We start from the raw sequence: 13448 nt of genomic DNA, 5'->3' as shown, positions 1-13448 counted from the left end.
TGGTGCTTTGGGGGATTTACTTATTTTTTGAGCTTTTGAGGGCTGTTTTTAGAAATCAAGTTTTGTCAATGCTCTGGGATTTTTCAAACAGCCTCAGTTAAAAGGAGCTTTTTTGATTAGAATTAAGTAAAATTATCGCTACCACTATCATATACTTTTGAGCTTTCATCCCATGAGGTTCTAATGGTTCGCAAACTACAAGATCGCCTTCTTGTACCTTTATCCACTCTTTTCCTTTTTTGACATACCAGAAGAGGTTTTAAGAGACTCTACATGAAAAGGAAATTGAAAAGCTATGTGCAGTTTTCCTCTTTCAGCTTTTGTTCTACATCCTTTAAAAACTGCTCAAGATCAAAGCAGTCTTGTTCCGCCACTTCTTGAAGGGTTCTGTGTCCTCCACAACAGTAGTCTATGTGATACTCTTCAAGAAGAGTTTGCAGGCAAGGGTAATTTCTCAAAAGCTCGTTAACTGTCATATTTTTGTTTATCATGCTATGTCCTCCTTTTCATGGTGCGGGTGCTATGATAGCTATCACGATCATATCCTTTTGGGCTTTCATACCGTGAGGTTCTAAGGGTTCGCATGCTACAAGGTCGCCTTCTTCCACATCTATCCAATCTTTTCCTTTAAGAAACTTTCCCTCACCTTTTGCACAGTATAGCAAAACCCTTGAAGGGCTGTTGTGAGGGGGAACTTCACTTCCGGAAGGCATAGAAAAAACCACTACCCTTGCTTCCTTTGAATCGTACGCAAGAACATGCCTAAGCCTTGAACCGTTTGGTTGAACCTTCAGAAGGTTGTTCTTCATAGCTCACCCCCAATTCATGCTTTTGAGTATGTTAAAAAGGTACATTAATATGGAAAAGAAGAGCAGGAGAGAACCAAGACTCACAAAGAGACCATCACCCGTGAGCCATCCATAAACCTGCGTCAACAGTCCTATATTCAGAAGAGTGATGTGTATATAACCTATTTTAAAGCTGTTTATTTTTCCCCTGCTCAGCATAGGAACTATGTGATAAGTAACGCCTATAATCATCTGACCGACAAAACCTACAAGTTGAATGTGTGCGTGAGCAAAGGAAGGAGTCCCACCAAGGGAATATAAAAGCTCTCTGGTACGCGCCGTGCTCAGCATAAGTCCCAGTGAGCTTCCTAAGAGAAGATAAAAGAAACTGAGCAGTATGTTTATTTTAGTAAGTGAATTCATACTTATAATTTTAAACAACGGAAAATGTGTGTAAATGATCACCATCATACCTACGCTTTGTCCTTGTCTATGAGTTCCTTTACTACCTGTATAGCATCTTGTATATTTATGTCAGTTTTCTCACCTGTATGTCTGTTTTGGAGTTCCACCTTTCCTTCTTTAACCTTTCTACCCACCACAAGTCTGTAGGGGAATCCGCACAGGTCCGCATCTGCAAATTTAAAACCTGCACTTGCCTCTCTGTCATCGTATATGACATCTAAGCCTACTTCCTGAGCCATCAGGTAGAGTTTTTCTGCTACCTCTTTTTGTTCCTGATCAGAAGGGTTTAGACATATGATGTCAAGCTCAAAGGGGGCAACTATTGTGGGCCATTTTATGCCAAGATGGTCATGATACTGTTCCACTATAGCGGACATGCACCGTGATATACCTATGCCGTAGCATCCCATAAATATAGGTTTGTCTTCGCCTTGCTGATCCTTGTAGTATGCCTTCATGGGTACAGAATAGCGAGTGCCAAGTAAGAATATGTGCCCCAACTCTAAACCTCTACCCACCTTTAGAGGAGATGCACACTTGGGGCATGGATCTCCCTCCATAACTTGTGCCAGGTCAAGGAAATCACCGTAGGAAAAGTCCCTTTCGGGGTTAGCGTTCACATAGTGGTAATCTGGCTCGTTAAAGGCAATCACTGCGTTTTTTATACCAAAGGTGGAGTTATCCCATAGGACTTTCACATTAGTAGGTACATTAAAAGGACCTATAAAGCCTTTCTGTGTTCCAAAAAGCCTGTAGACCTCTTCGTCTGTAGCGAGCCTGAAGTTTTCTGTGCCAAGAGCTTGCGCAAGTTTGTTCTCATCCACTTCCCTGTCTCCCCTTATCATAACCATCACGGGCTGATCCTCAACCATGTAGAGCACCGCTTTGAGTATTTTGCTTTTTGGCACTTTTAAGAACTGGGAGAGCTCTTCTATGGTTTCTGTGTTGGGTGTATATACCTTTTCTAAAGGTTTTTCTTCTTCCTGCTGTTGTTTTCCAAGAGGGAGTTTTACTATCTCTGCGTTAGCAGAGTAGCCACAACTTGGGCAGTAAGCTACTTTTGCCTCTCCGTAGTCTGTGAGGATTACAAATTCGTGAGAGCTTATACCCCCTATGGCTCCCACGCTTGCCTCTACCATCAGGGTGTTTAACCTTAGCTTTTTAAAGATTCTCTCGTAAGCAAACCTCATGGTCTCGTAAGACATCATCGCGGAAAACTCATCTGTATCAAAGGAGTAAGCATCCTTCATGATGAACTCTCTTCCACGGATAAGGCCAAAACGGGGTCTTTTCTCGTCCCTGAACTTTACCTGTATCTGGTAGAGTATGAAAGGTAGTTGTCTATAAGAATTCACAAAACTTCTGACCAAGTCCGTTATCTCCTCTTCGTGGGTGGGTCCCAAGCAGTACTCTCTGCCGTGCCTGTCTTTTAGAGTAAAAAGCTCTCTTCCGTAAAGATCCCACCTTCCTGTCTCTTTCCAGAGCTCCGCAGGGTTTAGAACTGTGAGTAGAACCTCCTGTGCACCGCTCCTTTCCATCTCTTTCCTTACTATATTCTCTATCTTCCTTATCACCCTATAGCCGGGGGGCGTAAGAGCGTAAATGCCGGAAGCGACCTGCTTTATAAAGCCACCTTTGAGTAAATACTTGTGTGAAGGTGCTTCTGCATCCGCAGGGTCATCTTTTGAAGTGTACCAAAAGTAAAGGCTCCATCGCATGGAAAGTTTTATTATACCAAAACTTAGTTTATAATCTTCTCTAAAAGACGCTTAGTGGGAAATCAAGTACATAGCTGAAGCTTTACATTTCTGTAGTTATAAGCATTTTAGTGCCTCATTTAACTTAAGTACCTTTCGGAGGGAGGAAATGTAGATGCTTATACTTCACGCACGGTGTGTGCCTTAGGTTGCGCTCTTACCTCTTTAGTTTCTTTGATGAACTACGCAGGCTGTAATGTTGATGTGTGTAAGGTTAATAGATGTAGGGATTGCTTTACCGAGGATGGTAGTGTCAAGTGGGATAATAATAAGAAAGTACTGCCCCAAATTGAGGTTTGCGGAAAAAAGAGCTTGTCCAAGAGCTATTAATGAATTCAAGAAAATGGTTTGTAATAATAGGAGTGAAGTGTTTATTATAGAAACAGTATCACCAAAAAATCGTAACGATTCTCATTTTGTAATTATTAAGTGCGTAGAAGATAATGTTATTAGAACTATGGATCCGGCTTTTCATGGGTGTGAACATGGTGCAGGAGGGTCTCAAGAGGTATCTGATAAGGAATAGGTAAAAATTTGAGTTTGTTTATAGCCTTTGCTTCACTTGATGATGAAGCTTATATAAGACCACCTATTCACATATGCTGAGTGAGAAATCAAGCACATAGCTTTACACTAAATACTAATTTCTCTACTGGACGTAAAACTTAGTTTATAATCTTCTCTAAATGATCAGAGCTTTCGTAGGTTTTTTTACTACAAAGAAATTGTATGAACATATAGAAAAATTGGAAAAGCAAACGGAGAGCTTTATAAAAGGCAAATGGGTAGAACCCCAGAACCTTCACATAACCTTTCAGTTTCTGGGTGATATAGAGGAAGAAAAACTGATGGATGTTATAAAAAACATACAAACTGTAGCGAACAGATACAAACCTATACAGGTAAAGTACAGGTCTTTGGGAGTTTTTCCTTCAATTGATAAAGCAAGGGTTTTGTGGATAGGCGTCTCGGAAGGTAGTAATCAACTGAGAGATCTTGCTAAGGAAGTTATCAGAGCCAACAGAAGGTCAGGTATAAGAGAGGAGGGTAAACCTTTCCATCCGCATGTAACCATATGTAGGATAAAGGAGTTTGATCGGAAGAAACTCAGAGATCTTCTAAAACACTACGAAAACACAAACTTTGGAGAAGATGTCGTAGATCGCATAGCTTTGGTTAAAAGCTCGCTGAGTTCTATAGGTCCCATTTACACCATTTTGGAGGAGTTTTACTTCCATGGATAAGCTTACTTACAAGTCTGCTGGTGTAGATATTCAAAAGGCTGAGGAGTTCGTAGATTACATAAAACAGAAGGTAAAGCATCTTTCAAAGGGTGTTCTGCTTTGGGGAAGTTTTGCAAGTGGATTGGAAATAAGGGGATACAAAGAGCCTGTGATCATGATGTCCACAGACGGTGTGGGGACAAAGTTAAAGATAGCACAGGCAGTAGGCATTCATCACACTATAGGTATAGACCTTGTTGCCATGAATGTGAACGATGTTATCACATCGGGTGCTAAGCCTATTGCCTTTCTGGACTACATAGCCACTGGAAAGATAGACCTCAATGTTTTGAAGAAGGTTATTGACGGTATAGTTGAAGGTTGCAAAATAGCAAACGTGCCTTTGGTAGGTGGTGAAACCGCAGAAATGCCAGACTTTTATCCTGATGGAGTTTATGACCTTGCAGGTTTTTGCTTGGGAGTTTGTGAGAAAGATGAGCTTATAACGGGTGAGGATATAAAAGAAGGAGATGTTTTAGTGGGTTTTGCATCTTCTGGTTTTCACTCCAATGGCTTCTCTCTCATAAGAAAGGTCTTGGAACTTAAAAGAGTCAGCTACACAGACAAAGTAGATGGCAAATATGTTTATGAATTACTTCTTGAACCTACACGTATATACGCACAAGAGATTGAAAAGCTCAAAGGGAAGGTCAAGCTCAAAGGTATGGCGCACATAACGGGAGGCGGTATAAAGGGCAACTTGATAAGAATTCTGCCAGAAGGCAAAAGGGCGGTGGTGGAAAAGAAACTCATACCCAAAAACTACGTTTTTGATTGGATAAGGGAGCTGGGAGCTATAGAAGAGGATGAGATGTATAGGACCTTTAATATGGGACTTGGTTTTGTGCTGGTAGTAGAAGAAGGGCAAGTTCATAAAGTAAAAGAGCTTGCTGAGTCTGCTTTTGTATGTGGATACATAGAGGAGGGCAAGAAAGATGTCCTACTTGTTTAGAAAAGCATTTTTGATGAGCTTGCTTTTTGCAGGCTTTTCCTTTGGTCAAGTCATACAGAGGGTGGAAATATCCGGAGCTAAGTATGTGCCTGATGAGGTCATAAGAGCTCTAATAAAGGCAAGGGAGGGTATCACTTATACACCTGACTTGGTTAGAGAAGACATAAGAAGACTATACAGAACAGGATTTTTTGATAAGATAGAGGTGCGGGAAGAAAGAGAAGGTGATAAAGTTATACTCTACTATAATGTGGTAGACCTTCCTATTATCTATAAGATAGAATTTACGGGCAACAGAAAGATAAAGTCAGAGGACCTGGAGAGAAAGATAGGCATAGAGACGGAGGTGGGCAAGATAGATATAGAGGAGCTCACCAAAGGCTACACATCATCTCCTGCCATAGAGGAAAAGGTGGAGATCCAAAGGAGACTAAAACTTGGAAGGGTTTTAAGCAGAGAGGAGATGGAGTACATAAAGAGAAAGATCATAGAAGCTTACGCCAAAGAGGGTTATCCCAATGTGGTGGTATCCTACCAACTGGTTCCAAAGAAAGGGGCTTCTAAACTGGTTTATCAAATAGTGGAAGGCTCTCCGGAGTATGTGTCCTCAATAGTATTCAAAGGAAATAAAACTTTCAGGTCTGGCAGGTTGTTGGACCAAATGGAAACAAAACCTCCCAGCCTTTTGGCTTTTAGGCTACACCCACCTTTTAGTGAAGAAGTCCTAAAGGATGATATTAGAAGACTTGAGGACTTTTACAGGTCTGAGGGTTTTTTGGATGCGAAGATATCTTACAACATTACTAAAAAAGACAGCAAATACACGGTGGAAATAGACATATATGAGGGTAAAAGATACAAGCTTGATGAACTTAAAATAGAAGGTAATACCCTTTTCTCTTACAATGAGCTCGTAGGAAAAATCTTGAAAAAAAACAAGGGTGGTTATTACAGAGAACAGGTCATTAATGATCTTATAGAGAATATAAAAAAACAATACTCCTCTATAGGTTTTCTCAATGTTTCTGTTTCCAAAGATGAAAAGGTAGACAGTGAAGGCAAAAAAGTGAACGTGGTACTAAAGATAAACGAAGGAGAACCCGTTTATGTGGATAGAATTCAAATAAGAGGTAACTATGAGACAAGGGACTATGTGATAAGAAGGGAAATGAGATTACAAGAAGGTGAGCTTGCGGACGAAAAAGAGATAGAACGCTCAAGGACTAGGATATTCAACCTCGGATATTACGAGGATGTGTCCATACAGCCTTTACCTTCTGAAGGCAAAAGGTGGGACTTTGAAGTTAATGTCAGGGAAAGGTTTACCGGGCAGTTCTCTGTGGGTCTTGGGTACAATCAGGTCACAAAAGTGGCAGGCTTTGTGTCTCTAAGAAAGGGCAACTTTTTGGGCACGGGTGATATAGCGGGTATATCTGTATCCTACGGTAGCAGATACAAGGACAATTCGGTATCTTACACTAAAAAGTGGTTTCTCAATAGACCCATGGATCTTACCGGGTCTTTATACGATAGGCGTATAGACTACACTACATACACAGTATCCAGAACGGGAATTGATCTTATACTCTCTCGTGAGCTTGCAGAATATTGGCGCGTGAGCGGTGGATTCAGCTTACAAAAAGTCAGGTACTCTAACATTTCACCTAATGCATCTCCTGTAGTCCAGCAGGAAGCAGGCACAAGACAGTCAAGAAAACTCATCTTGGGCATTACCAGAGACACAAGGGACAACTACCTTTTCCCAACAAAGGGAGCTCTGACGGACCTTAACTATTCTGTTGCTGTTCCCGTTCTGGGAGGTACAGAAAAGTTCAACAAGGTGGTTCTGTCTCATCAAATGTTCATGAAGGATAACATCTTTGATACAGGTCTTATATTATCTTTAAAAGGTGTGGTGGGTGTGGTAGAGCCTTACGGTGGAAAGACTGTTCCCCTTGATGAGAGGTTCTTTGTGGGTGGTGATTTTACCATAAGGGGCTACAAGTACGGCTACGCTGGACCTCTTGACCCTAACACCAACGACCCTATAGGAGGAAATAGGGAGCTTATACTGTCCGCAGAACTTAACTATCCCATATACAAGAACATACTTTACGGTGCTGTATTTTATGATACTGGTTTGGCTGCTAACAGCTGGAAGGACTTTAAACCTCAAAACTTCCGTGGTGGCTATGGTGTAGGCATAAGGTTCATAACTCCCTTTGCTCCCATAAAGCTTGACTGGGCTTTCAAGACCAAGAAGGTACCGGGCGATACATCAAGAAGCAAACTTCACTTTGTGCTTGGGGTGTTCTTCTGATGATACCAAAGGCTTTAACCATTGCAGGGTCTGACAGCGGGGGCGGTGCGGGCATTCAGGCGGACCTCAAAACTTTTACCGTTCTTGGCGTTTACGGTATGACTGCAATAACCTCCATTACTGTCCAAAACACAGTGGGAGTGTTTGGTGTTTATGACCTCCCCGCGCATGTAGTATACAACCAGATAAAAGTGGTGGTGGAAGATATAGGCGTAGATGCTGCAAAAACAGGAATGCTCTCTTCTGAAGAGATCATAAAGGCCGTCTCAAAAGCAATAAAGGATTTCAGGATAGAAAATCTCGTGGTAGACCCAGTTATGAGGGCAAAGTCAGGAGACTCACTGCTTGCACCATCTGCAAAAGAAACGCTCATTAAAGAACTTTTACCTCTTGCTCTTGTCGCAACACCCAATATCCCAGAAGCTCAGGAGATGTGCGGTTTTGAGATAAAAGGCTTAGAGGACATGGAAAAAGCTTGCAAAGTCATCTACTCCTTTGGTCCTTCTTATGTGGTAGTAAAGGGTGGGCATCTGGAAGGCGATAAAAAGGTAGATGTGGTTTATGACGGAAAAAGCTTTCACTATCTGGAAGGTAAGTATGTGCTTACAAAAAACACCCACGGTACAGGATGCACCTTTTCTTCCGCTATAACAGCCTTTTTGGCAAAAGGAGAAGAACCTCTTGAAGCCATCAGAAAGGCAAAACACTATCTTCAGTCTGCCATAGAGAAAAGCCTTGACATAGGACACGGGCATGGACCCCTGAACCACATGTGGATGTTATAATTTTCCCATGCGCACTGTAGATGTAAGCTCAAAACCAACTACTCTGAGAACCGCAAAAGCTTACGGTAGGATAAGATTAAGCCCACAAACGGTAAAAGCCATACTGGAGGGAAAGATACCCAAGGGAAATGTCCTTGAGGCAAGCAAGCTTGCTGGTATTATGTCTGTAAAAAGAACCTCAGAGCTTTTGCCTTTCTGCCACCCACTAACTTTTCAACATGCCCAGGTGGATATAAACATTAAGGAAGATACTATAGAAGCATTTTCTTACGTAAAAGGCATAGAAAGGACAGGTTATGAGATGGAAGCTCTAACTTCGGTAGCCATATGTTTGCTTACCATCTACGATATGTGCAAAGGCATGGACCCAAGTATGGTTATTGAGGAGATAAAGCTTATTGAAAAGACGGGCGGCAAGTCTCATTGGGCAAAAGACTTAAGCGATAAAAGAGTGCTTGTCCTTGCAGAAGAAGAACTTTTTAATATTATCGCAGGTTATCTTGAAAAGCTTAATCCGTTGGTAGTATCTACACAAGAAGCTGAAGGATACCATATGGTCATATCTACTCAGGACATACCCATTGCTGAGGAGTTTTATGGGCTTGAAATTGTTGTAAACCAGACATTGTTTAGCTTACTTCCCACATATCTAAGAAAAGGTGTGCGCGTTGGAAAAGATCCTTTGGGGCGTGTGGTTATACATATAGAACCTTCTGAACACATCATATCAGCCTTCTTTGAGAACTTTTCACAACTTCTTGGAACATGGGCAGATGGATAAGCTCTACTTTTGGCTGACTCTCAAAGCCATAAAGGGTTTAGGAGAGAGAAGCATAAAAAAGCTCTACACTTTTTACAAAGACCCAAAGCTCATACTTGAAAGTCATGAAAAAGAGTTAGAGCAAGTAGTAGGCAAAGAAAAAGCCTTTAGGATAAAAAATAGAGAACTGTCCTTTGATCCTCAGGAAGTTCTCAAACAAGTGGAAAGAGAAGGTATAAAGTACCTGACCTTAGATGACGAGGACTACCCAAAACTTCTAAAAAGTATAGAAGACCCTCCGCCTGTGCTCTTCTACATGGGACAGATAAAAGAGCTTCCCTTAGTTGCGGTAGTAGGCACGCGTAAACCTGAGTATTACAGTGTGAGTTTTACAAAGGACTTGATAAAACAGCTTCTTGGTATGTCCTTTGGGGTTGTCTCAGGAGGTGCAAAAGGTATAGACCTGTTATCTCATAGGTATGCGGAGGAGTTTGGCGGATACACTGTGTGTGTGCTTGGTTTTGGTATTCTCAACATGCCCAAATATCTTGAATTTCTTTTATCCAAAGGTTCATCTATTATCTCCGAGTTTTTACCCGCAGAACCTCCCAGCGATTATACCTTTCCCAGGCGCAACAGGATAATAAGCGGTATGTCTCAAGCGGTTTTTATAGTAGAGGCAGGAATAAACAGTGGAGCTCTTATAACTGCAGAGTATGCTTACAAACAAAAGAAGCCCGTCTATGCTCATATTGGTGTAGGCAAAAGCGACAGATGGGATGGATGCGCAAAGCTCATCAACGAAGGGAAGGCAAAGTTTTTCAGAAGCATTGAAGAGATCATACCAAAGGGTAACGTGCATAAAGGAAACGACGAAATTCTGACGCTACTTGCAAGTCCCAAAACCTTTGACGAGCTAATAGACATTTCTGGACTTCCCGCTAAGGAGCTTCTCAGAATACTCACAGACTACGAGCTGAGCGGTAAGGTAGTAAAGGTGGGAGCTTACTACAGACTGGCTTAGGTATCTTCATCAGCATGCATATAAAAAAACTTACCTCTGACTTCCCAAGCCCTTGGTCCTGTAAGAGCGTTAGCCACAAGGTAAGTTTCTGAAGGGATCTCTTCCACATCCAAACCTTTAACCAAAGGTGCTGTCCAAGAGGGAAGCCTCACACTGAAGGGTCCTGTATGCTTGGCAAGACAGGATAAAGCCCTGCTCAGATATTTTAGTTTTCCCACATAGTCATAGAGTCTTGGAGGGTCAGTATCTTTTCTTAAAAGGAGGAGAGCTTTTGGTGTAAATAGAGAGCCGTACATAAAAAGGGAAAAATGAGCATCTGGCATGCTAAGGCGCCACTCTAAGGTCTTCCCATCTCTAAAATTAATGATCAGCTCTCTGTTTTTCATCTGGTGCCACAGAAAGTTAGCAAGAGATATGTCTTTTACTTCCTCAAGCCTCTCGTAAAACTTTCTATTCCCACCTTTTACCACAAGCTCCTTTACAGGTTCTACATCTTCGTAGATGCCAAGTCTTAAAGCCAAAAGCCGAGCTCTCTCCATGGGAAAGCCATAGCCAAAGTGTATAATGCGCTTGCCTTCTAAAGGTGCGTAATGCGTAATGTACTCTTTTACCAACTTGGCAAAGACACCCTCCTTTTTAAAGAACCCTCTGTAGCTTGGGTCTACCATGCTATCAGAGATGACTGCAGATATAACTTCTCTTCCAAAATAAAGGCATCTCCTTGGAACACCACCATAGTGGGCAATTATCTTACCTTTGTCTTCTGCTACAAAGACCATAGTACCAAGTCCGTGTGCTTTGTACTTCCAACGCCAGAGCTCTTGGGACATTTCCTTATTAAAGACTTTGTGAAAAAGCTCCCTTATGCCTTCTTCGTCGCCCTCTCTATAAGGCCTTATTTCCATCAGAGTCCCTCCGAAAGACTAAAGACAGCGAGGATCATGGAAAAGACTATCAGACCTACCACCAAGCCCATTATGAGGATAATGGCAGGTTCCAACAAGCTTATGAACCTTTTCACCGAAGCTTTAAACTCTTCGTTGTAAGTGGTGTATATTTGGTAAAAGGCACCCGTAAGCTCGCCCGTTTGCTCTCCTACTGAAACTATCTCTATGACCATCTCAGGAAACACCGAGCGTAGCTTCATGGCTTTAGAAAGAGATGCTCCCTTTACCACGTCGCTGTGTATAGCTTTGATAGCATCTCTCATTCTGAGAGTTGTGGGCACATCAGTTGCGAGTTCAAGAGCATGGTTTAGTGCTACACCACCTTTAACAAGAGTGTAAAGGGTCTGAAAGGTTCTTATGATCTCCGTGTCTAAAAGGAGCTTTCCCAAAAAGGGTATTTTGTAAAGGATGCTTTCTAACCTTAACCTGTGTTTTCTTATCTTGATAGCGTACCTTAAGTATGCGAACAAGATAAGAAGGGAGATGAGCGCACCTATTATGATGTAGTTTATGGCATCGGTTAGAGAGAACATGAGCCTCGTAAGCAAAGGAAGCTTTATGTCCGTACTCTGAAATACAAGCTTGAACTTAGGTACCACATAAGAAGATATTACAAGCAGAGAAAAAACAGAGACACCAAAAACAAAGGAAGGGTATATCATGGCGGTAAGAATACTACTTTTTAGTTCATTCTCCTCCTTTATAAAGTCAAGGATCAGGCTCAAAGTCTCTTCAAGGCTTCCGCTCTCTTCTGCAGATCTTATCATCTGCACGTAAAAGTCTGGGAACAGATTGGAAAGACGAAGAGCCATACTGAGAGTACTTCCAGACCTTATCTCTTCGTAAACTTTCAGGAGCTTCTCATGGTGCTTTTTCTCCCTCTCTGCTATAAATAAGATGGCTTTATCTACCGTAAGACCAGACTTTAAAAGTTGAAAAAGGTTTGAAGTAAACCTCTCTAAGAACTTAGTATCTATGCGTGAAGCTTTTGAGCTTACCTCTTTTAAGCTCAGGACTTTTATACCCTGAGCCTTGAGCTTAGAGAGTGCGGAAGCTTTATTTTCCGCTTCGAGAAGTCCTTCCACAAGACTTCCCTTGTAAAGGCCTTTGTACGAAAAAATCATCTTTCCAAAGTATTATACACTGTAGTATAATCTTTTAACCATGAAATTAGCCTTTTTGAAAACGGGAAACGAAAAGGGAGTAAACAGACACATACTTTCTTTGCTTGATTACTTTAGAAGTAAAGGTGTAGAGGTTAGGGAGTTTGAACTTGATCATGAAGATGTACAAAGGACCATCAACGACATTCTTGAGTTCTCCCCCACCTTTTCTATGGATATAAACTCAACGGGTATGATAGTAGGACAACAGGAGCAGAACAAGGTACCCATGTGTGACGCTTTTGGGTTTGTGCATGTAAGCATCTTTACTGATGACCCTCTTTTGTACTTTCCCATATTGCTTGAGATTAGACACGCAAACAACTTCCTTCCGGTAGTGTGTGATCTGAAATACGCAGATAGCTTGAAACTGCTTGGTATAAACAAAGGGCTCTTTTACATAACCCCCTTCTTGGACCAAAAGAGTATGAAGCATCCAAGTGGTGATAAGGACATACAAACAGTTTTTGTTGGTCCAGTGGTAGACCCACAGATAATCGCTCGTCAAGTTGTAGATACCCTTCCCCAATACGCTGTACCTCTGTTTTTTGAAGTGGGCGAGTTTATGTTTAGAAATCCAGAAGTGCCTGTTTTTGTTGCCTCTGAGTATATACTTTCCATGTTTCAACAGAGTTTTCAAGAACAGATAGATGAATGGAGGAGGGAAAAGCCAGAGGAGTACCTGCGCTTTCTAAACGATGTGTCCATATACGCTACCTTTAGAAAAAGATGGTACATTCTGAGCTTTCTTGAGGGTATAAACCTGAAGATACTTGGTGATTTTCAAGGTGAGCTCATGGAAGGACACGAGCTTATAGATGCGGATTCTCATGAGGACTTTCTTGAGGTATTTGACAGGTCTTACATGGCTGTGCTCAGCTTTCCCTTTAACATGCCTTCTGGCATAGGGTTTACTCCTCTTGAGGTAGGTTTTATGGGTTGTGCCCCAGTTATAGATTATAGGATGACCCTTCCTGGCTTTCTCACACCCGGGAGCGAGTGTATTACGTATCTGCCTCTTGACAGAGCGGACATAGAAGAAAAACTCCTTTACTACCTTGAACATTTAGATGAGGCACTCTCTATAGGACAGTCTCTACGGGATAAGGTTTTGGAAAAGTTCTCTCCTGAAGATAGGGGTGAGTTTTTGCTCGGTGTGTTTGAGCAGATCCTCAATCAGGCAAGTAAAAACACCTGATACCGA

General features: G+C 41.8%; 14 protein-coding genes. 8 read left to right on the top strand and 6 right to left on the bottom strand.

Annotated elements, in window-relative coordinates:
* Positions 1 to 293 precede the first annotated feature (293 nt).
* From CP948_RS07970 to CP948_RS07955, 4 genes are read right to left on the bottom strand one after another with little or no spacing between them, the layout of a single operon-like run.
* The gene (locus CP948_RS07970) at positions 294 to 491 is read right to left on the bottom strand and encodes a DUF542 domain-containing protein (RefSeq protein ID WP_096603174.1); all 198 of its coding nucleotides are present in this window, start codon (positions 489 to 491) and stop codon (positions 294 to 296) included.
* A 15-nt stretch (positions 492 to 506) separates the two neighbouring features.
* Positions 507 to 809, bottom strand: coding sequence for a cupin domain-containing protein (locus CP948_RS07965; protein ID WP_096603171.1), 303 nt, complete (start codon positions 807 to 809; stop codon positions 507 to 509).
* Positions 810 to 812: 3 nt separating this feature from the next.
* Positions 813 to 1211 (bottom strand): hypothetical protein, encoded by a 399-nt coding sequence (locus CP948_RS07960; protein ID WP_096603180.1) that lies wholly within the window; start codon positions 1209 to 1211, stop codon positions 813 to 815.
* Positions 1212 to 1261: 50 nt separating this feature from the next.
* Positions 1262 to 2971 carry a proline--tRNA ligase gene (locus tag CP948_RS07955; protein WP_096603168.1) on the bottom strand — a complete coding sequence of 570 codons (1710 nt, stop codon included), beginning with the start codon at positions 2969 to 2971 and terminating at the stop codon, positions 1262 to 1264.
* 241 nt (positions 2972 to 3212) lie between these two features.
* Here CP948_RS07955 and CP948_RS07950 point away from each other — a divergent pair, with 241 nt between their 5' ends.
* From CP948_RS07950 to dprA, 7 genes are all read left to right on the top strand, one after another.
* Positions 3213 to 3536: a hypothetical protein gene (locus tag CP948_RS07950; RefSeq protein ID WP_143441279.1), complete on the top strand. Its 324-nt coding sequence runs from the start codon at positions 3213 to 3215 to the stop codon at positions 3534 to 3536.
* A gap of 160 nt (positions 3537 to 3696) precedes the next feature.
* The gene (gene thpR, locus CP948_RS07945; protein ID WP_096603162.1) at positions 3697 to 4254 is read left to right on the top strand and encodes an RNA 2',3'-cyclic phosphodiesterase; all 558 of its coding nucleotides are present in this window, start codon (positions 3697 to 3699) and stop codon (positions 4252 to 4254) included.
* Positions 4247 to 5245: a phosphoribosylformylglycinamidine cyclo-ligase gene (purM, locus tag CP948_RS07940; RefSeq protein WP_096603159.1), complete on the top strand. Its 999-nt coding sequence runs from the start codon at positions 4247 to 4249 to the stop codon at positions 5243 to 5245. The genes thpR and purM overlap by 8 nt, the downstream gene beginning before the upstream one ends.
* Complete coding sequence (bamA, locus tag CP948_RS07935) at positions 5229 to 7565, top strand: outer membrane protein assembly factor BamA (protein WP_096603156.1); 2337 nt, start codon at positions 5229 to 5231, stop codon at positions 7563 to 7565. Before purM ends, bamA begins: the two co-directional genes overlap by 17 nt.
* Complete coding sequence (thiD, locus tag CP948_RS07930) at positions 7565 to 8350, top strand: bifunctional hydroxymethylpyrimidine kinase/phosphomethylpyrimidine kinase (protein WP_096603153.1); 786 nt, start codon at positions 7565 to 7567, stop codon at positions 8348 to 8350. The genes bamA and thiD overlap by 1 nt, the downstream gene beginning before the upstream one ends.
* A gap of 7 nt (positions 8351 to 8357) precedes the next feature.
* Entirely contained in the window at positions 8358 to 9131 is a 774-nt protein-coding gene (gene moaC, locus CP948_RS07925) for a cyclic pyranopterin monophosphate synthase MoaC (RefSeq protein WP_096603150.1), read from the top strand.
* Positions 9124 to 10134: a DNA-processing protein DprA gene (gene dprA / locus CP948_RS07920; protein ID WP_096603147.1), complete on the top strand. Its 1011-nt coding sequence runs from the start codon at positions 9124 to 9126 to the stop codon at positions 10132 to 10134. Before moaC ends, dprA begins: the two co-directional genes overlap by 8 nt.
* On the opposite strand, the gene CP948_RS07915 is transcribed toward dprA, so the two are convergent.
* Positions 10131 to 11039 carry a GNAT family N-acetyltransferase gene (locus CP948_RS07915; RefSeq protein WP_096603144.1) on the bottom strand — a complete coding sequence of 303 codons (909 nt, stop codon included), beginning with the start codon at positions 11037 to 11039 and terminating at the stop codon, positions 10131 to 10133. The genes dprA and CP948_RS07915 overlap by 4 nt on opposite strands.
* Positions 11039 to 12205, bottom strand: coding sequence for a type II secretion system F family protein (locus CP948_RS07910; RefSeq protein ID WP_096603141.1), 1167 nt, complete (start codon positions 12203 to 12205; stop codon positions 11039 to 11041). Before CP948_RS07910 ends, CP948_RS07915 begins: the two co-directional genes overlap by 1 nt.
* A 40-nt stretch (positions 12206 to 12245) precedes the next feature.
* Between CP948_RS07910 and CP948_RS07905 the strand changes: the two genes are divergently transcribed.
* The gene (locus tag CP948_RS07905) at positions 12246 to 13442 is read left to right on the top strand and encodes a glycosyltransferase (RefSeq protein WP_096603138.1); all 1197 of its coding nucleotides are present in this window, start codon (positions 12246 to 12248) and stop codon (positions 13440 to 13442) included.
* Positions 13443 to 13448: the final 6 nt, after the last annotated feature.

Origin of the sequence: Hydrogenobacter hydrogenophilus (assembly GCF_900215655.1) — a bacterium.
Classification (GTDB): Bacteria; Aquificota; Aquificia; order Aquificales; family Aquificaceae; genus Hydrogenobacter; species Hydrogenobacter hydrogenophilus.
Note: the sequence above shows the minus strand (reverse complement) of the source record. Positions and strands in the feature narration are given on the sequence as shown.

Coding starts and splice junctions, on each gene's coding strand:
- moaC (WP_096603150.1), top strand. CDS start 8,358: ATGCGCACTGTAGATGTAAGCTCAAAACCAACTACTCTGAGAACCGCA.
- thiD (WP_096603153.1), top strand. CDS start 7,565: ATGATACCAAAGGCTTTAACCATTGCAGGGTCTGACAGCGGGGGCGGT.
- CP948_RS07950 (WP_143441279.1), top strand. CDS start 3,213: ATGTGTGTAAGGTTAATAGATGTAGGGATTGCTTTACCGAGGATGGTA.
- dprA (WP_096603147.1), top strand. CDS start 9,124: ATGGATAAGCTCTACTTTTGGCTGACTCTCAAAGCCATAAAGGGTTTA.
- CP948_RS07960 (WP_096603180.1), bottom strand. CDS start 1,211: ATGAATTCACTTACTAAAATAAACATACTGCTCAGTTTCTTTTATCTT.
- CP948_RS07905 (WP_096603138.1), top strand. CDS start 12,246: ATGAAATTAGCCTTTTTGAAAACGGGAAACGAAAAGGGAGTAAACAGA.
- bamA (WP_096603156.1), top strand. CDS start 5,229: ATGTCCTACTTGTTTAGAAAAGCATTTTTGATGAGCTTGCTTTTTGCA.
- CP948_RS07965 (WP_096603171.1), bottom strand. CDS start 809: ATGAAGAACAACCTTCTGAAGGTTCAACCAAACGGTTCAAGGCTTAGG.
- CP948_RS07970 (WP_096603174.1), bottom strand. CDS start 491: ATGATAAACAAAAATATGACAGTTAACGAGCTTTTGAGAAATTACCCT.
- CP948_RS07915 (WP_096603144.1), bottom strand. CDS start 11,039: ATGGAAATAAGGCCTTATAGAGAGGGCGACGAAGAAGGCATAAGGGAG.
- CP948_RS07910 (WP_096603141.1), bottom strand. CDS start 12,205: ATGATTTTTTCGTACAAAGGCCTTTACAAGGGAAGTCTTGTGGAAGGA.
- purM (WP_096603159.1), top strand. CDS start 4,247: ATGGATAAGCTTACTTACAAGTCTGCTGGTGTAGATATTCAAAAGGCT.
- thpR (WP_096603162.1), top strand. CDS start 3,697: ATGATCAGAGCTTTCGTAGGTTTTTTTACTACAAAGAAATTGTATGAA.
- CP948_RS07955 (WP_096603168.1), bottom strand. CDS start 2,971: ATGCGATGGAGCCTTTACTTTTGGTACACTTCAAAAGATGACCCTGCG.